Below are 18,472 nucleotides of genomic sequence, written 5' to 3'. Positions count from 1 at the left end.
AGTGGTGCAATACTTTATGCAAGATAAGAGAAGCAAGACTGTAACCGCTGTTGAACTCGCCGCAGTCGAGCATGCCGATCTGGAAGAGATTTTGAAATGGCGCAACGATCGAGAGTTGTCGTTTACGATGACGGCTACACCGATGCCGTCGACTATGCAACAAGTCGAGTCCTGGTATGCCAGCACTAACGCCGATCGTAATCAGGCGCTGCTTGGTATTTACAGTCAAGAACCGAAACAATTGATTGGTCTGTTCCGGCTCATGTACATTGATTGGATTTCCCGTGTGGCCGAACTCGGCATCTATATCGGTCCCAGAGAATTCAGGGGCAGCGGTCGCGGTGCTCAGAGCTTGATTCAAGGCTTGCATTACGGATTTGAGTCTCTCAATTTAAACAAGATCTGGTTGCGAGTAATCTCGACAAATCTGCCTGCGATAAAGCTGTATAAGTCACTTGCCTTTGTAGAGGAAGGACTCTTGAAGGAGCATTTCTTCGCTAAGGGTGAGTATCACGACCTGATAATCATGGCCCTGACCAGGCAGCAATTTGTGGAGAATGTTCGCGGACGCTGAGAACTGAAGGCACAGTCTCCGGAATACAGTCGTCTGTGCGGCGAAGCTCTGAACTGGTTCTTAGAATTCCGAGAATCTCAGAATCGACTCGACTACCTTCATCTGGTCTTCTTCCGTCAGGCTGTTGTAGAAAGGCAGTCTCAGCAAGCGATCGCTTATATCTTCGGTGACCGGGCAATCACCCGCCTGACCGCCGTATTGTTTGCCCATGTCGGAGATGTGCAGCGGCAGATAGTGGTAGACAGCCAGAATGCCGTCCTTTTTGAGATGCGCAATTAATGCCTGTCGCACTTTCAGAGAAGGCAATAGCATGTAAAACATGTGATAGGGCTGTCGGCAGTGCTCTGGCACCGTAGGTAGTGTCACATTGCCTGCGCCGGCCCATTCATGCAGGTGTTCGTGATACATGTTCCAGATTTGCTGGCGTTTCGTTTGGATCGCCTTATTGGCTTGCAATTGAGCGTAAAGGAAGGCTGCTAAAAGGTCTGAAGGCAAATAACTGGAACCCAGGTCAACCCAGCTGTATTTGTCTACCTGTCCTCTGAAAAATCTGCTCCGGTTGGTACCCTTTTCTCTGATTATTTCAGCTCGTTCGATCAACTTCTCATCGTTGAGAATGAGGGCGCCGCCTTCACCACACTGGAAGTTTTTGGTTTCGTGGAAGCTCAAGGTCGACATTTGACCGAATGTTCCTAGCTTTCTGCCTTTATATTCACCGAAAAAGCCGTGAGCATTGTCTTCAACAACGGCTATTTCTGAGCCTGCTGCTGCCATGATTTCGTCCATTTCACAGGCAACTCCGGCGTAGTGCACCGGCACAATGGCTTTGGTTTTTGCCGTTATAGCCTTTGAGACCAGCTTCTCATCGAGGTTAAGCGTGTCCGGGCGCACATCGACAAAAATAGGTTTAGCTCCGCGCAGTACAAAAGCGTTGATTGTGGAGACGAAAGTAAAAGACGGAACGATGACTTCATCACCTTCTTTTATATCCAGAAGGAGAGCAGACATCTCCAATGCGTGTGTGCATGAAGTCGTAAGCAATGCTTTTTTTACGCCCAGGAAATTTTCGAGCAAGCCATGACACTTCTTGGTAAATGGCCCGTCGCCTGAGACGTGACTGTTGGCGATTGACTGCGCTATATATTCTTGTTCAGGACCGGCGAAGCAGGGGCGATTAAAAGGAATCGTGTACCCCGCATTTTTTGTAGAGGTGTCAGCTGCCGGGCTGATGTTCTGTTTCTTCAAAGAATCAATCACTATCGTCACCTCAACGCACTGATGTGAGCTGGCTTGATTTGTCCAGGCGACCTGGAATTTCTTCAAAAGCTTGCAAGGCACCAACTTCCTCTTCTGTCTCTATGACGTAAGTCGGTTTGGCCATTGATTTGGCGTACATACGAGCCAGGTATTCGCCGACAATTCCCAGCGAGAAAAGTTGCGCTCCTGAAAAAATGATCACAACAGATGCGAGAAATGGGAAACCCGGTACGTCGCAACCTTGAATCAGGAATCTACCGAAAACATAGACCAGTAGTATGAATCCCAGACCCAGGCAAATGCACCCATTGAGTGTCGCCAATCTCAGTGGAATGGTGCTGAAACCGGTAACCACATTGATTGCATGTATGAGCAATTTACCGAACGTGTAATTGGAGACTCCGGCGTGTCTGGGGTCATGGCGCACAGGAATAGCGGCAAATTTTGTCGTGCCCCAGGTGAGAAGCGCGTCAACGGAAACTGCTGGACCGTAGTACATGCTGAAAGCGTCGCGCAATTTTGTGCGGAATATTCTAAAAGCGCTGATGTTTCGAGCAGTAGAGGCACCCATGGCTCCGGATAAGACGATCTTGGTCAATTCGGAAGCAAGGTCTCTCCAGATACCGTGCTGTTGCGCTTCAGGTGTTCCGTAGACTACATCCCAACCTTCGTTGAGCGTATCGATCAGTTTTGGAATTTCTTCCGGTGGGTGTTGCAAGTCATCGTCCATCGTGATGATGACAGGAAATTTTGCGGCACGGATTCCGCAGAGCACCGCACTGTGCTGCCCGAAATTGCGCATGAAGTTGATGGCGCGCACCCAGCTGTACTGGTGGGTTAGCTGGGTCAAAATTTCTTTTGTGCTGTTGGTGCTGCCGTCATTTACAAAAATAAGCTCGAAGTCACTTGCTGTCTGGCGCAAAACTGGCTCCAGGCGCTCGATTAGCGTGAACAAGCTACGTTCACTGTTATAGACAGGTACTATGACAGATAACTTCAATTCAATTCCCCAACGAATCGCTCAATTGTAGCGCCTTACAACCAAATAGGGTAAGCGAAATCGATATAAAAAAGATTCGCAACGTGACATTCTCTTATAGAAATAGAGAGATGAAAGCCTCTTTATCTATAGTGTCGAATGTGACTTTTGTATCAGGTTGAAAGTTCTAGCGCGCGGCGACGAGGCTCTTCTGCTGCTTTGTAGTGGCTGTAGCAGGGAGTTTTCGACACTCGAGGAAGAAGCTGTGAGCACCTTCGACAGGATTGCGCAGATCCAGACCTTCAAAGGCAGTTGCCTCCGTGTCATTGAAATCTTTGCGTGCCACCTGGAAGCCTCGCTGCTCGAGGATGCCGCTGAGAGTCTCTTCATCGTAAATGAATGTATGACCCCAGGCTCTCATGCCGCAGTTGAACATCTCTGCAAAGGTCTGGCAGCCTTCATGTTCACGATAAAAATCAAGGTCGCCCTGTGAGCGATCGAGATAGGCACGCATGAAAGATTCCAGGTCCGGCGTACCTACTCTGAGCATGCCGCCCGGCTTGAGGACACGCGAGCACTCGCTGAGAAAATTTTTCGCGCCATCGTAAGTGAGGTGTTCGATCAAGTCTTCTGAGTAGATGTAATCGACACAGGCGTCGCGAAGCGGCAACTTTAGTTGAACATCGATCAAAATATCCGGTTGCGGACGATTCGGAATCAGGTCGACATTGACCCAGCCGTCCAGATGTCTTGGACCACAGCCGAAGTGCAGTTTGACCTCGCCTGATCCAATTGCATCAACGGTTTGTCTGAACTTTGTACAGTAAAACGCTCGCACTGGAGGGGACGTGACGGTCTGCACGATGAGATTGCGGATCGACTGTTTAACTGAATACGGAATGTGTTTCTTGATGTTCATTTCTTAGCCCAATCAAAAGGTCTTAAAACCATAACATAGAGAATTGAAAGCAGAATGTTGTCTGTCTAATGATTCCAAGAAGACAAAAAACTCTGAGACAAATGTTTATCAAAGGTAAGGTGGCACTGAGAAGATGTGATGAAACGGAAGCACTGGCATCGAGTTCAATTGAATAAGGACGTACACGTTGGCTGCGATCATTCCAGCCGCCAATAGAGCCAAAAATGCTTTTTCTGACTGCTTGAACTTTCTGACCACGAAGCAACCACTGGCTATCATCGCTGCGTAGATGATGATTGTGGGGAAGGTTACTCGAGCGGCAAAGTGTGTGATACGTGCGCATGAGTAAATGAAAACCAACATGCATACAGCGTATTGCGTGGCCATAAATAGAGGAAAAAACGGCTTCAGAGTTTTGTTTTGCAGGCAGTCTTTGACGTGCTTCACGACTATGCCGAAAGCTCCGATTAAGCCTAAAGCCGTGAATATGCCAACAATGCTTCTCAGCCAGACTGGAGTGTGGAAGACGTCTCTGTAGTATTGAATTGGCATCCAATAATAGGTTTCGGTCTCCCATAAGAAATGGCGTAATTTTGGCCATTCTCTAAAATCGAATGGCGGTGGATTATTGTTGTAATTGAATTTCGTCAGAGCTGCCTGGGCTGAAAGGTCTCCGTAGAGCACGACATTACGCACAAACCACCAGCCGGCACTGAGACCAACCGCGGAGCCAAAAGCTGCAATAAATTTGGCACTGCGCCAGCGCCAACAAACAATGGCATATACGGGGATGGCGACGACCAGAAAAACCGCTGTTGCTTTCGTGAGAATCGCAACGCCTGTTAGCAAGCCGATCAGAACACCCTTCCTTATGAGATTGGTATCGTCTTGCATGAACTTGAAGCACAGAAGTGAAATCGCCATCGTCAAAACGCATGTCAGGGCATCATTTTGAATACTGGCTGCAATGGAGAGCAAACTGGGGTTGAGCGCCATAAAAGTCGTCGTGGCGAGAACAAACGTCTTGTCCTCTGGCTTGGCGATCGAAGCCAACCTGTAACTAAGGAATACCGTCAAAGGCACGAGGAGCAAGTCAAAAATTCGTAAGGCAAAGAATGCCTCGTGCTCTCCAAGTCCTGCACAAGCTAACCAAACCGGTGCTGAAAGCGCGTAGTAAACCGGACCCATCTGTCCTTCATAAGAGACTTCAGGTTGTCCCAAAATGGGCATGCACTTGTGGCGGGCGTAGTAGATAACATTGGCATAGTGGGCTGGCTCATCGCCAGCACTTCCCGGGCGCGCGTAGAATAAGTACAGTGCACCAAAGATGGTGGCAACTACGGCCAGGGCGATTACATATTGACGTGCGCCAGTCGTCTGTACCACAGCTGCTCGACTGCTACTGAGTTTTGGCTGTATTTGTAGATCGTTTGCCATGCTAGGTTCTAGCTATTTGGAACTGGTTCGCTGGGGAAAAAAATTTTGCTCCGGCTTCGGCGGGTTTGCGAGCTACGGCAACGATGCTCACTCCTGGAACGAAGCTGAGAAACTCCAGTCTTTTTGCGATCGGCAAAATCAAGTTGAACAGCCACATGGCAGAGCCTGAAAGTTCTTTCTCTTGTAACAGGCGGCTGAAGACGAGCCAACCCAGGAAACCTAAACGATTGAAATCTTTCACTGATCGAACTTCGAAACCTGCTTTGGTTAAGAGTTGTTCCAGCTTCTCTTTGTCGTAACGGCGCAGGTGTCCGAATCTGTTGTCCAAGCCGCTGAATAATGCTCCGTGTTGAGGCACCATCAAAATCAGATTGCCGCCTGGCTGCAAGACGTCGTAGAAGTTTTGCAGGGCTTGTTCGTCGTTGTTGACGAGCTCTAGAACATTTAAACAGATGACCGTGTCAGGCGTATTCTTCAGGTTATCTGTTTTCAGGTCGACAATGTCTTGTTTGATGGCGGTGAAATTTTCGAGATGAGAAAACCGTCTGGAGATCAACTCCACAAACAAAGGATCGATATCGACGCAAGTAAGGCTCGATTTGTTGAGCATCATTTCTGAAAGGTTGCCGATACCGCAACCTGCTTCGAGCACATCATTGCCTACAAATGGTTTGATCGTATCGAACATCCAGTGGTTCACACCTGGTCCGCGTACGGCTTTGAGGTGATAGTAACCATCATGAGTGGTGAACTTTCGGTCGATAAAAGCCACCCAGAAAATTACAAACAACGCTTGCACGCCGTCTTTCCAGGTTATCTTCTTTCCTTCTGCATAGCTTCGTCCGGAGTAGCTTATAGGCACTTCATAAATGCGTGCCCCCCACTGAGCTAGACGTACTGTCAGCTCTGGTTCCATGCCGAAGCGTTTCTGTTTGAGAGGTGTTTGCTTGAGAATGTCTGCTCTGACCGCTTTGTAGCATGTCTCCATGTCGGTCAGATCCAGGTCTGTGACAAGATTGGTCAGCCAGGTCAGTGTTTTGTTCATGACCGTATGCATGTAGTACAAAACTCGGCGACATTCTCTGCCTGCGTAACGGCTACCAAAAGACGCATCAGCCCTGCCATCGAGAATAGGCGCGATCACTCTCGGTATTTCATTTGGATCGTATTCAAGATCGGCGTCCTGAACCAGTGCTATGTCACCGGTCATCTCTTTTATAGCTGTGTGAATGGCTCCGCCCTTGCCGGTGTTCTCCGTGTGGAAAACCAGACGGATGCGTGAATCCTCTGCGGCTAGCTCTTGTAAGATCTCGCGCGAACCGTCCCTGCTGCAGTCGTCGACGGCGATTATCTCAAAGGGAATTTGGATCGGAGATTGTAGCAACCGCCGCATTAGAGTTCGTAGCGTTCTGCGCTCGTTGTACACGGGCACGAGAATACTAAGCTTCGGTTCCTTGGTCGTCATACTCACCCCGACTCCTACCTTCGTCACTGCGGGCATAATACACAAACTTGCAAGTAGTCATATAGTGATCACGTCTAATGTGACGAACTGTGCTGTCATTGTGTTTTGGACGTTCGATGACTTTAATCTGTACAGTATTTTATTCAGGGCTACAGTAGATATTGACCAGTCCCTCATTTTTAGCAGGGGGCGGGAAATCTCCGAGCGTTTGATCGTCGACCATGGAGAAAAACTTGTAAGGAGTGATTTTTCCGATAAGCGCTGCTACATCTGATGCTTCCCATCCCATTTTTTCCGCCACTGCAAAGGCATATTCGTAGATAATGTCAGGCTTATCTCTTTCAATGATCGACTGTGTGCCCGCAACTGCGGAGGGTTCGTGCCCTTCGACGTCGAACTTTATAAATCCGATTTCGCCGAGTTTTCGCTCATCGGCAATGGAATCGAGGGTTCTGCTCGGTACTGTGATCTTGATCAGATTTTGATCTCTCTCGATTGCATCGGCATGAATTGACGCTCTATCAGAGTGACCCGGTATCTGGAAGAAAGAAATTTCGCCGTTGGTTTCGCTGATTGCGCCCTTGAATAGTTCCACGTTTGACAGGGAATTTAGAGCAAAGGTGGCGGCTGCTCTTGTTGCGGTCGCATGAACTGGCTCGACTGCGATGACTCGATAATCCGGTCCGAGCAACTTTGCCACTGATGCTGCAACAATTCCCATGTTGGAACCGACGTCGATAAATACTTTGCCGCGCCGGGCTGTCAGTTTTTCGCAGATGAATTTGACAAAATCTAAATGAAAGCTCGGGTCGACGACGAGCAGCACTGAGTAAAGGTCTCGGTAATCTCCGACAAATTTGACACCGGCAGTAGTTGTGCCAATGAAGTATGGCTTCTTTTGATTGCCGAAAGGCTTCAGAGCAGCGTAGGCGCGCTCTGGGAACATGCCGCCGTGCAAACCTGCGCGCCACCGCAGCACCTTCCATAGCCAGTTGTAGTTGGCTATAAATGGCTCTATCTCTGCCAAGCATTGCTTGTAGCTGTCTGGTGTTAACCAGTGCTCGGAGCTCTCGAGCTTTTCAGATTTCAAAGCTTCCCGATTCACTTCTGCCCAGTCCCTGGAGCGCAACAGTCCTCGACGCTCATCCTGGTCTCCGAGCATGTGCCGACTGGACTATTTTAACAATGAGACGCGCTGGTACAAGGTTCATTCAGTTATTTGCGCAATCTTCTGAAAGGAAGTCTCGTTTAATTGATTTAAAGGACGTCTTTATGACCCCAGAACGTAAACCAAACTGTAGTGGAGCAGGTACTGCTTCGTTATCAGTTCAAGATCTGCTTGTAGAGTTCGATGTATTGATCTGTAATCTTTTGCCAATCGAAGCCTTGCACCTGGTCCAGGGCATTTCTACCAAACAGTGCTTGTGACTCTTTGCTCGAGCAAAGTTGATCCATCGCTTGAAACAAGGAAACGTCATCTTCCGGTGGCACCAGCAGTCCATCGACATGATCTCGAACAAACTCTGGTGGACCACCCGTGTTTGTTGCAATCAGCGGTTTTCCGGCGCGCATTGCTTCCAGGCAGACAATGCCGAACGGTTCTACGGGGGAGGGAAGCACAAAGAATAAGCAGGACTTAAATAAGTCGCTTACCTGGGCTCTGCCCTGGCGTCCTAAGAAATGGACTCTCTCGGAGAGAGACAACTCTTTACTCAACGCTTCCAGGTTTTGGCGTTCTTCGCCGTCGCCGGCGAGAATCAGATCGACTTCAGTCTGTGTCTCCGTCAGTCGTTTGAATGCGCGCAGCAGCCAGTCAAAGCCCTTGTTTTTTACCAAGCGACCGATGGCAAAAATGAACGGTCTTGAATGCGGTTTCAATGACGCAGTCAGAGAGTTTTCAGCCAGATCGACACCGTTAAAAACTACTTGCTCGATTGGTGCATTGAAGTTGAACCGCCGTTTTGCATCATCCATGACGTATTGAGAACAGGCAGTCACGCCATTGGCTTTATGAAGCAGCTTAGAGGCGCACAGACGAGCGAAAGCGGAGCGATCGTAGAGACCATTCATGTCCATGAAAAACTCGCCTTGCAGCGTAACCAGCGTTTTCTGCTTGAGCAGTTCCATTGCCACGTAGCCATAGAGCGAATTGGAACTCGGACAGATGAGGTGCACTAAATCTGGTGCAAACGATTTGACGAAAGCGAGATAGTTCTTTGTATTGTGTGGAAAGCGAAACACCGGACCGAGCCCTGATACGGTTTTGCTTGGGTATTCAAAGGCAAAACGATGAACGTCGATGCTTTCGATCTCTTCATGATCGGGTAGCGATGTTGGATGTCTGTTTACTGCAACGGCGACTTCAAAGTTCTTTGCGGCCAAACGATGCGCGAGGTTTCTGCAAATTTCTTCGACGCCGCCGAGGCTCGGATAGAAGGCACTTGGACTCAGTAGGATCCTGATCATTTAGCAAATGTAGCTCACGCCGCTTCGCCTGATCAGTTTTCCATAAAGTCGCTTCATATTAATTAAGACTATCTTTTCCCGGCCACTTTCTCTGTAACCACACTGATGATGACCGCTCTTGTTGGGTATCATGGGTGACTGTAGTTACGTTACAGGTCCGAAGTGCCATGCCGCTGGTAAGCGTTATCATCCCCTGCTATAACCCGAACGCCTACCTCACCGATGCTATTAATTCGGTTTTAAAACAGTCGTTGCAAGATTTCGAAATTGCCGTCATAGATGATGGCTCTACCGTTGATGTGAGCACGTTTTTGCCGACCGACAGCCGCATCAAATACGTTCGACGAGAGCATGATGGCGTGGCTATTTCCAGAAATGTAGGATTCTCGGTAACCACAGGCGATTACATCGCATTTCTTGACGCTGATGACCTGTGGCATGAGAACAAACTTGCTCTGCAAACAAAAATGATGCAAGCAGATCCTGACATGGCTCTTTGTTACACCAATGTGGCCACCCTTGACCAACGCTCTGGGCGTTCAGGAGAGCCAGTCGTGGCTCCAGGAGACTCACATGTAGATTTCTCTCGTTCTGCATTCGAGATTATGGATCAGTGCAACATCTGCACAAGCACTGTGATGATCAGACGCGAGGCTTTGAATATTTGCGGTTGGTTTGATCCATTGCTGTCCTTCAGTGAAGATTATGATTTATTTTTGAGAATTGGCCGGTTTTTTCGGCGGCTCGGATATGTTTCCACGGCTGAAGTGAGTTACAGAATATGGGACTCAAACGTCTCTGCTCGCTACAAGCAAGCCTATCAATTCGGCTGTCAGACACTGAGGCGCCATCACCGTTTCGGTAGTTACATCAAAGACTCTGAGTTGTCCCGGGTTGCAGATGGACTCAGTGATCGCCTCTCACTCTTTTGTGCCGCGAGAGCCTACGACAATTGCCGGGCTCGTTTGAAAAATCGTGAAATTATAGGCTTTGCACAAGAGTTTATATCGGCGTTGTTCTTGAATCCCCAGGTCGTTTACGAAGGACTGTCAAGTTGGGTTGGGAAGCGCTTACCGCGAGTTTCTCAAAGTGACTGAAAAGATAAGTGTGATCATCGCCGTCGAGAGCAGCCGTGAGCGCATGCAGCAAGCGGTGGAATCGGTTTTAAGTCAGAGAAGCGAGAACTACGAGCTGATAATCGTTGACGAGGAATTCTCACCGTTTTTAGAGAGTGCAAGCAACACTCATTCAAACATCAAACTGGTTTGTCAGCCGAATCGAGGCATTGCGTGTGCTCGTAATGCTGGTTTGGGAGCTGCGTCTGGTGAATTTATCGCCTTCCTTGATCCCGATGACAGATGGATGCCAGGCAAGTTGGCTGCTCAAATCGATGTATTCAGGACAAATGCAGACATTGCCTTTTGTTTTACAGAATTCAGTAGTGCCAGTGTTGTCGACGTAAGAGAATCAGCACACTCAAAGTTGGCTTCCCTTGAGCAGCTGTTTGAAATCGAATTAGATGCAGCAAAGATAAGAACCTTCCGCACGAAAGCGGTCGAGCGCGATGTTGCTGCTCTGATGTTTCTCGAGGAACAATGCATTCCTTTGAGCACAGTTATGATACGGCGAAGCTGTCTGCCATACACAGGTTTGTTCGACCCGATGTTGGGCATCGGGGCCTCCTGCGATATGTGGGTAAAAATCCTTCGGCACTTCAATGCGGCACAGGTGATGGAACATCTGGTCACTTGTTTTTCGCGTGAATTAGCTGGGAACGAGGCTGCTGCCAACGCCTTTGACCACTCCGAAATTTATCAGAAATATATTCAATATGGCAGTGCAGTTGCTAACGAAAAACTGGTCGCATTTGCCAGGACACTGTTAGAGAGGTCTGCACACACGATGCGGTGTCATCGGTTTGCATGAACGCACATGTGCACCTTTATGACGATGACATAAACATTCCAGTTAAGTGGAGTTAAGGGAGCGCGCGTGAGGGCATTGCTAAGATCACTTGTCATTTGCCGCACGCAAATGCTGTTTTCAAAAGCGCTTTCAAGGATATAGTCATTTGACCCTGGCTGCTCAAACGAAGCCCATTAAGTCAGTCGAGCTGCCTCAGTCTCAACCAGGTCATGGCGGTGCCGCGCCGCCTGTGAAAAATCGCTATTTGTTCATTGACGGTTTGCGCGGAATAGCCGCTCTTTGTGTGTTGTTTCATCATTGTCTCCTGGGCACTTCGATGGAAGTGCCACTGCGCATGATATTGCCTCAAGTAGTTCAACTTGTGTGCTCGTATGGTGCTTTTGGCGTCCAGATTTTTTTTGTCATCAGCGGATTTGTAATTGCTCATTCTATGCGCAGAATGGCATCAGCAAAGGATTTCACAAAATTCGTTCTAAGAAGACAAATTCGTCTCGATCCACCTTACTGGTGTGTACTGGCGCTCTCATTTGCGGCTCTGGCGGCGGAGCGTTTTATGCCGGGGTTGCAGTCTGAGCCGGTTCCTGATCTGCGCGAGGTTTTGCTCAACCTCTTTTATCTTCAGGGTGTTACTCACGTTCGAAATATTGTCGCGGGCTCGTGGACTCTCTGTCTCGAGGTGCAATTTTATCTACTCACAGCTTCCTTTCTTATGTTTGGCCATTTTATTGCCAAACGCACGAGCGCAAAAGTTGGAGACTTTACAGTCTCTCTCTTGATCACAGCACTGGCTGTCTTTTCCAACATTCGCGCTTTTCACGGCGCACTGGGCCCCTGGTTTTTTGATTTCTGGTTCTATTTTGCCAGTGGACTTCTCTGTTATCGCGCTTACAAAGGCACGACTTCACCGCTTTTCTTCGGTGTTGCGGCTGCAGTTTTGATGATTACTGGAATAGTCGGAGTAAACGTGGCATTGCTGGTTGGCGCGGTTACAGCTGTCGCGGTATTCGTTGCCTGCCGTCTGAACAAGCTTGGTTCATGGCTCGCTCATCCGATTTTTCAATATTTTGGGAAAATCTCCTACAGTCTTTATTTGATCAACGTTCTCAGCGCCATGTCGATTCTGAGAATCGGCTACAAAATAACTGGAAACAACACGACCTTTGCTGTGGTCTGGTTTGTTTTCGCTGCTGTTGTGAGCATAGCAGCGGCGCACCTTCTCTATGTATTCGCTGAAAAGCCAAGCCTTGCACTGGCAGAAAGATTGAAAGCAAAACTGTGGGTCGACAATTGACACCACATTTAGATTTGCTTGGTCTACTGGTTTAGTGCTGCCAGGTATGCATTGGAAGTGGCTTCAGCTGTTCGTTCCCAGCAAAAATCTTCTTTGATGTGATTGATGAATTCTTGATTGGGGGGGCGCTGGAAGGCCGCCTGAATTGCTCTGGCGATACCCTGAATATCGTTTGGATGGCAATATTCAACATGATCGCCGAGATATTCTCGCGCGAAGCCCTGGTTTGTTGAAACTACACCGCATCCGCATAGTGCTGATTCCAGCGAAACGAGCCCGGTTGTTTCAAACCAACTGGGGACTGCATGAACTTTGACCGAATTATATAGAGCCACCAGATCTTCTTGCTTTTGTAATGCCAGAAACTTGATATCTGCACCCTGCGCTTCGCGGACGCATGTGTCGTAATAGTGCTGATGGTGCGGATGGCTCGGACCCACAATTGTGAGCGGCACATTGATGCTTTTGGCCGCCCTGATCAAATTTAGTTGATTTTTGTGAGGTTCGATTCTCCCGCAATACGCGACTGAATTTTTTCTGTTTTGCCAGGGCTCTGTTATGCGAAAAATATTACGGTCTGCCGAATTCGGAACGATCATCTGGGGAGTAGTCGTGCCCAGTTCGCGAATTATGCATTCCTTTTCAAGTTGCGAGTTGGGTAATAAAATGTCGGCAACATCATAGCGGGCTTTCTGTGAATAGGCTTGCTGGGCTAATTTGAGACCTGCTGCACTACCTGTACCCCTGATTATTTGCAGTCCGGTCTTGATTGCAAGTTTTGAGCGCCCCAATTTCTGGCGCAGCCAGTCAGAAGTTCTGTAGGTCGGATAGCCATATTCGACTGACCAGTAAACGGTCGATAGAAGTACTGCTGCACCGCGCGTTTTGCATTCAGTTATTTGACGCGGCGTTAGACCGAGCCCTTGCACGACTTTAAATCTGGATAGATCAACTTCTGGCGTGAAGTCAACAGTTACGTCCCAGCCCAGGGCGCGCAAGTAGGTCGCTGTGCGTTCAAACTGAATCGTATGTCCGCCAAAGATCTGCAAGGACCCAGGAATCCATAGAAGAACCGGAAATTGGCTGAGGTCTTTCGGTTGTGGAGTCATAAGTTGCTTCTGATAGACTGCACTTATTAAGAGCGTCTCAAAGAACCCCTTTCTGGCGGCTGATTGTTCATAATACTAGACTGACCGGCTGCATCCTATCTGCCCATCGCAGAATAAACAATTACTACATTTGTGAACAGAGCAAGAATTTTTGGCGATGATGGGCGAGCTCTTCTAGGATTGGCCATAATCTGTCTTGCCATTTTTGTTCCAATCTGTTTTTTGACGCCGTGCTACTACGCAGATGACGGCGGATATATGCAGATGCTGAACTATTTTGTTCAGACTGGAAAGGTCGATTTGATGCGCTGGTCTCAGCCGACTGCGGTCGGTTTACTGCTGCCGGGGTGGCTGGTGGCGTGTACTGCGGGCAGTGGTTTTGTGCAATTGGACCTTGTCGGCGTAGTCTTCGCTCTGGCAGCTCTGGCTGGACTCTACACGCTCTTTCGTGCACTCTCGTTACCAACAACGCTATCTTTTTTATTGGTTTTATCGATTTTTTGTTTCAACGAAATTACTTTTGTTACACCCACTTTCATGACAGACATGCCATTTCTGGCTTACTGCATCTGGTGGCTTGTTTTAACGCAGCGAATTCTGCGCAGTACCGAAGGGGTGAATGCTTTAGATGCACTGCTCTGGTGCACTTTACTGATTTTGGCTCTTCTGACTCGCAGCACAGGTCTTATGGCTTTGCCGGCTTTGATGGCGGCAGCAGTCTTATGTAGTAACAAGCGGAAACAGTTGCTGACGTTGACAGGATTGTTCATTTTGAGCTGGGTTATATCAGCAGGCGTGGCTCGAATGTTGACTATTAATCCTCTCTCTTTCCTTCAAACTACGGCTTTGAAGGAGATATTTCAGCTTCATGATTTTGCACGCTTCAATCTGCGTGCGGGAGCTATTGCCACACTCAGTGTGATATTCGCTGCCAGTCCGGTTCTCGTGGCGGTGAGCGGCGACAGAAAATGGCGCTTGCTTCAATTTCTCTGTGCTGCCGTATGTGCAGTGGCTGCCATTTACTTTTCATACAAAGGATTATTTCAACCGCTCGAGGGTTGGTTGCGTCCGGTCGCCGTCGTCTTTGTCGCGCTGGGAGCATTTCACCTGCCGCCGGTTTTCGCTGAGGCGCTCAGAAACAACCGCTCTCTGTCGATAATTCTGCTTGTGTTTATGGCTCTTGGGCTCGCTGTTTTGCCAATTATGGCACATCCGCTGGTGCGTCACGTGATACCGGCCATGGTATCGCTTATCGCTCTAACGGCGATTGCTAACAAGTGGAGAGTCAAATCAGCACAGATCATTTTTGTCTTGAGTAGCTTGCTTTTGATCACAAATGTGCTGAAACTACAGCAGATCCGAATGGTGGACTATGCTGGATTGAACATTGCGCAAAGGCTGATTGAGAGAGGCTTTCGACCTGATCAAATTGATGCTGGTTGGGCCTGGTTCTGTCATGAGTCTCTCAAGCCGGGCGTCAATGAGCCGCAGAGCTATGTGGAGCGTTATGGGAGTTGGCAACGGCAGGCTAAGTTTGCGGTCGGCTCAAAACTAGAGACTTCCACTGAGGCTCGTGAATTAATTCGTTTGCCTGTGACGAATTTCGCATTCAAGGACGTCGTCGTTCTTGCGCTCAAACAGTTTTCCAACTGAAGTTGACGCCGATTTACCAGCTCGCTTCAGCTGCTTCAGCTGCTTCGCTTATCTGTACGTTTCCTGACGCTACTTGCTGCGGTGCCATTGCTACGGCTTGAGCCCCTGCTTGCGGCGCACTTGACGTAACGTTGGCTGCGAGGGTTCGTTCGCTAACATCATTGATAATGAGGAACGATTCAGCTGTCGGTAACATAGCCAATTGAGCCGCCAGTGTTTTCATCGAGCCGAGCAGCGTCTTTCCAATACGGGCCACGACTAGAAGATGCGTTTCTGTTTTGGGCAGAATCAAATCATTTAGTGCTGAGCCGGCTCGGGGTGAGTCGATCAGGAACACGTCCACTTTGGGATCGAAATACTTGAGCAGACTATTGAAGGCTGCCGAACCGATTGGGTTGTTGTCTGGATCGATTCTGCCTGCCGGGATGAGCATCAATCTTTCGTTGACCACACGCACGCTTTCTTCGGCTTGCTCAGCACTGGGTTCTTCCATAAAGTCAGCCAGACCGGGTGACGCTTGCTCTCGGCAGAAGATGTGCAGTGTGGGATGACTCAGGTTGGCGTCTATGAGCATAACCCTCGTTCCGTTTTCGGAAAGGGTCAGGGCCAGAGCATATGCAATGGTGGATTTGCCGTCATGCGTATCGGCGCTGGTCACCATCACTACCTTTTCGCCCTGGTTTGACCAATTTTGAATTGTTATGCGGAGCTTCTGAAGCGATACGAGCGTTTGAGCAATAGAAGTACCTGGCTTCAGCTTGGGGAACCAGCCTTCGATAGGCAGGCGCAGGCGACCAGTGATCTGTCCAATTCTTAGTGCTTTAGGATCAAACACATATTGCAAGACTGCAACGAATATGGCTAGACCAAAAGCCGTCAGCAAGCCGTTGCTGGCTACATTCGGTGTGCACTCGGATACTTGTGGGCGGTCGATCACCTTCAGGTTGGATACACCCATCGCTACCGATTCAGTCAGGATAACGTTTTGCAGTTCTTTCTCAACACCGGCTAACGAATCTGTGGCAACCGCATCGGCGCGAACTAATTCTGCTAGACCTACTTGTTGTTTGGGAATCTGAGACAGTTTGCTTTTAACAGTCGCCAGTACCGATTGCAGTGACACCAGTCTTTGGGCTGATGCGACTTCACTGGCTTGAATCTGCACCATCTCGTCGAGCATCTTGCCGCGCACTTCGCTATCGCCCAGATCTGAAGAGATATTGGTGTTGGCTGCTGCTGAACCGATCAATTCTTTGGTTCGATTGGCCATTGCTTGTTTTGCTTCATCAAGCGCGGCTCTCAGGCGCTTCATCTTAGGATGTTCTTCCTGATATTTGGCTCGCAGGTCCACGAGTTTGACCTCGTATTCTGCAATTGTCATTCTCAAGCCTTTTAAAATCGTATCCTTGGCCAGCGCGTCTACGTTCATCACGTCACTGCCGCTGAAACCCAATTGCTTTTCCAGAAATTGCAGCTTTCTTTTCTGCGAGTCTGCCATCTGTTGAACCTGGATGATCTCTTTCTCCAGATCATCCTTCTCCGAGAGAAGAGACCCTGATTGGGCTTCTAAGTTGATTGTTTGCGTGGCTTCCTGGAACTGTCTGAGATTGTTATGAGTTTTTTGACTGAGCGCCTTCGCTTCTTCCAGTTGTTTCTGCAGGTAGAACTTTGATTTGGTTGCATTACCAACCATCGCGACGGTGTTCTCGTGGAAAAAAGCATCTATAAAGGATTGCAAGCAGGTTAGAGCTATCTTATCGTTGCCGCATACGTAGTTCAGCTTGATGATATCTGCGTCCTTAACCAGCTCGATCTTGAGGTTGCCGTTCATCTCCGCTGCAGATGGACAAAATTTTGCTGGTACGGTTTGAGCGGTTTGTTCACGCGCAGCCGTGACTACAGCTTCAGATTTGATAACTTCGCAAGCTGTTGCCAGGGCGTTCATCCCTGTGGTCAGGGGGGAGCTCAAATACTGTGCGCCGGTGCCGTTTCCGTTCATGTCGGCTCCGCGCGTCTGCACCCAGATTCTTGCTGTGGCTTGATACTGTTTCGGAATTTGCGCTGTGCGGACAGCCGCGACACCAAGTGCAGCACTGAGCACTATCAGCGGCAGAGCAATCTTTGCAGGCAATGAGAATAGTATCGACATAATGGACTGAGGCTTAATCACAGCTTCGGCTCCTCGATGCGCGTTAAGGGCAGTTAAGAAAAACTACCTACGTTGTCATATGAGTATACTGCACAACGACATAATGGATTGTTGACGAAGATTCATTAATGTGTGGTACCACTCTCGGTACCGGACGTCTTCTGTCCTGAAACTAGCTCGTATATCTTAGTGTGCATGGCTCTAACGTTTTCATCGTCTGGATAGAGCCTCTCGGCCTCAGCTAATGCCGTAATAGCAGCGGCAAGGTCGTTTTGAAGAATTTTTCTGTTTACAGTCGCTAATGGATCGACTTTTTCAGTTATCGGAACACTTTCCCCTGTAGTCGAATTATTCTTCACAATTTCAGCATGGGTCTTCAATTGCGTAATAGATGCGTCTGTCTGGAGATTGGCGAGTTCTCCTTCACTCTTAACACTGGTAACGTTTGGCACATATTTCGGTGCTTGCAACGTTTCTGTTAGTTGCAGTTGAAGAGGCGTTCCCTCCGGCAAAACTACTGAATCGCCCTTGCGCACTATGGGGTCAAAAACTGTCAGACCGGCGCCTTCCCAAGCTCCGCGCACCGTGCCCTGAATGCGTTTCCCTTTCTCAGAAAATGCTAATCCGATTGCAGCGCCGGCACCCGCCGTGATGGCGATGGACATGCCGCCTGAGCCGATTGCGGCCGGCACGGCGATTCTTGTCACGGTCATAAGAATGCCGCGAATTTTTTGTTTTTTCGTGGTGAGGTGTACGGGTGAGGGCTTGAGTGTGTGGTCATCCGTGTCGGGTGTCGTGAACAACTCAACACGACGGTTGTCTATCTTGGCGGCGTAAAATCTGATTACCAGAGCGCCGTCGGTCTGTCCGTATGTGGCTTTCTTTGCCGATTCCACACACCCCTCGAGGATTGCGCCTTCCTGAAGCCAGGGTTTTCCGTTTTCACCTTGCGAGCCGACAACCACTGCTCGCACGACATCGCCGCTCATGTTGAACGAAGAATTTAAGGGCGTTAATAACCGCACGAAAATAAGACCGTTCCGAACTGTCACTGTCTCTGGTTTCGGAACACCTACTGCCGTGCTGTGCGCCACGAATTCGTTTACCGTTTCCAGTGGCGTTGGCGGTGCCTCCATAGCGTCTCGGATGGCACGTTCAGTCTCTCGATCTTCTTTGCTTTCAGCTGGCTGAATCATGCCAGCTGCTGATATCCACGCAACCAGCATCATGCAGACTAAGCGTCGAAA

The 18,472-nt window shown here is 49.0% G+C and carries 15 protein-coding genes; 5 read left to right on the top strand and 10 right to left on the bottom strand.

Annotated elements, in window-relative coordinates; genetic code table 11:
* Positions 1-16 precede the first annotated feature (16 nt).
* The gene (locus tag EKK48_00335) at positions 17-574 is read left to right on the top strand and encodes an N-acetyltransferase (GenBank protein RTL45825.1); all 558 of its coding nucleotides are present in this window, start codon (positions 17-19) and stop codon (positions 572-574) included.
* A 60-nt stretch (positions 575-634) separates the two neighbouring features.
* On the opposite strand, the gene EKK48_00330 is transcribed toward EKK48_00335, so the two are convergent.
* The 7 genes from EKK48_00330 to EKK48_00300 all read right to left on the bottom strand — a co-directional run bounded on the left by EKK48_00330 (position 635) and on the right by EKK48_00300 (position 9,097).
* Positions 635-1,804: a dTDP-4-amino-4,6-dideoxygalactose transaminase gene (locus EKK48_00330; protein ID RTL46238.1), complete on the bottom strand. Its 1,170-nt coding sequence runs from the start codon at positions 1,802-1,804 to the stop codon at positions 635-637.
* A gap of 37 nt (positions 1,805-1,841) precedes the next feature.
* The gene (locus EKK48_00325) at positions 1,842-2,837 is read right to left on the bottom strand and encodes a glycosyltransferase (protein RTL45824.1); all 996 of its coding nucleotides are present in this window, start codon (positions 2,835-2,837) and stop codon (positions 1,842-1,844) included.
* A 160-nt stretch (positions 2,838-2,997) separates the two neighbouring features.
* Positions 2,998-3,729, bottom strand: a complete 732-nt coding sequence (locus tag EKK48_00320; protein RTL45823.1) for a methyltransferase domain-containing protein — start codon at positions 3,727-3,729, stop codon at positions 2,998-3,000.
* Between the two features lie 108 nt (positions 3,730-3,837).
* Entirely contained in the window at positions 3,838-5,166 is a 1,329-nt protein-coding gene (locus EKK48_00315) for a DUF2142 domain-containing protein (protein RTL45822.1), read from the bottom strand.
* Between the two features lies 1 nt (position 5,167).
* Positions 5,168-6,631 carry a glycosyltransferase gene (locus EKK48_00310; protein ID RTL45821.1) on the bottom strand — a complete coding sequence of 488 codons (1,464 nt, stop codon included), beginning with the start codon at positions 6,629-6,631 and terminating at the stop codon, positions 5,168-5,170.
* Positions 6,632-6,770: 139 nt separating this feature from the next.
* Positions 6,771-7,793: an FkbM family methyltransferase gene (locus tag EKK48_00305; protein RTL45820.1), complete on the bottom strand. Its 1,023-nt coding sequence runs from the start codon at positions 7,791-7,793 to the stop codon at positions 6,771-6,773.
* Between the two features lie 161 nt (positions 7,794-7,954).
* A complete protein-coding gene (locus EKK48_00300; protein ID RTL45819.1) occupies positions 7,955-9,097 on the bottom strand; it encodes a glycosyltransferase family 1 protein in 1,143 nt (380 codons plus the stop codon).
* A 167-nt stretch (positions 9,098-9,264) separates the two neighbouring features.
* Between EKK48_00300 and EKK48_00295 the strand changes: the two genes are divergently transcribed.
* The 3 genes from EKK48_00295 (at position 9,265) to EKK48_00285 (ending at position 12,314) form a co-directional block, all read left to right on the top strand.
* Positions 9,265-10,194, top strand: coding sequence for a glycosyltransferase (locus tag EKK48_00295; protein RTL45818.1), 930 nt, complete (start codon positions 9,265-9,267; stop codon positions 10,192-10,194).
* Complete coding sequence (locus EKK48_00290; GenBank protein RTL45817.1) at positions 10,187-11,023, top strand: glycosyltransferase; 837 nt, start codon at positions 10,187-10,189, stop codon at positions 11,021-11,023. Before EKK48_00295 ends, EKK48_00290 begins: the two co-directional genes overlap by 8 nt.
* Before the next feature lie 88 nt (positions 11,024-11,111).
* A complete protein-coding gene (locus EKK48_00285; protein ID RTL45816.1) occupies positions 11,112-12,314 on the top strand; it encodes an acyltransferase in 1,203 nt (400 codons plus the stop codon).
* A gap of 23 nt (positions 12,315-12,337) precedes the next feature.
* Here EKK48_00285 and EKK48_00280 read toward each other — a convergent pair whose 3' ends face one another.
* Complete coding sequence (locus EKK48_00280) at positions 12,338-13,423, bottom strand: glycosyltransferase family 1 protein (protein RTL45815.1); 1,086 nt, start codon at positions 13,421-13,423, stop codon at positions 12,338-12,340.
* A gap of 132 nt (positions 13,424-13,555) precedes the next feature.
* Between EKK48_00280 and EKK48_00275 the strand changes: the two genes are divergently transcribed.
* Complete coding sequence (locus EKK48_00275; GenBank protein ID RTL45814.1) at positions 13,556-15,076, top strand: hypothetical protein; 1,521 nt, start codon at positions 13,556-13,558, stop codon at positions 15,074-15,076.
* Positions 15,077-15,089: 13 nt separating this feature from the next.
* Here the strand turns inward: EKK48_00275 and EKK48_00270 are convergent, their stop codons facing one another.
* Positions 15,090-17,246, bottom strand: a complete 2,157-nt coding sequence (locus EKK48_00270; GenBank protein ID RTL45813.1) for a hypothetical protein — start codon at positions 17,244-17,246, stop codon at positions 15,090-15,092.
* Positions 17,247-17,350: 104 nt separating this feature from the next.
* Positions 17,351-18,421, bottom strand: a complete 1,071-nt coding sequence (locus tag EKK48_00265; GenBank protein RTL45812.1) for a hypothetical protein — start codon at positions 18,419-18,421, stop codon at positions 17,351-17,353.
* Positions 18,422-18,472: the final 51 nt, after the last annotated feature.

The sequence above is a fragment of the Candidatus Melainabacteria bacterium genome (genome assembly GCA_003963305.1).
GTDB lineage: Bacteria > Cyanobacteriota > Vampirovibrionia > Obscuribacterales > Obscuribacteraceae > PALSA-1081.
This window is presented reverse-complemented; position numbering and strand designations above follow the sequence as displayed.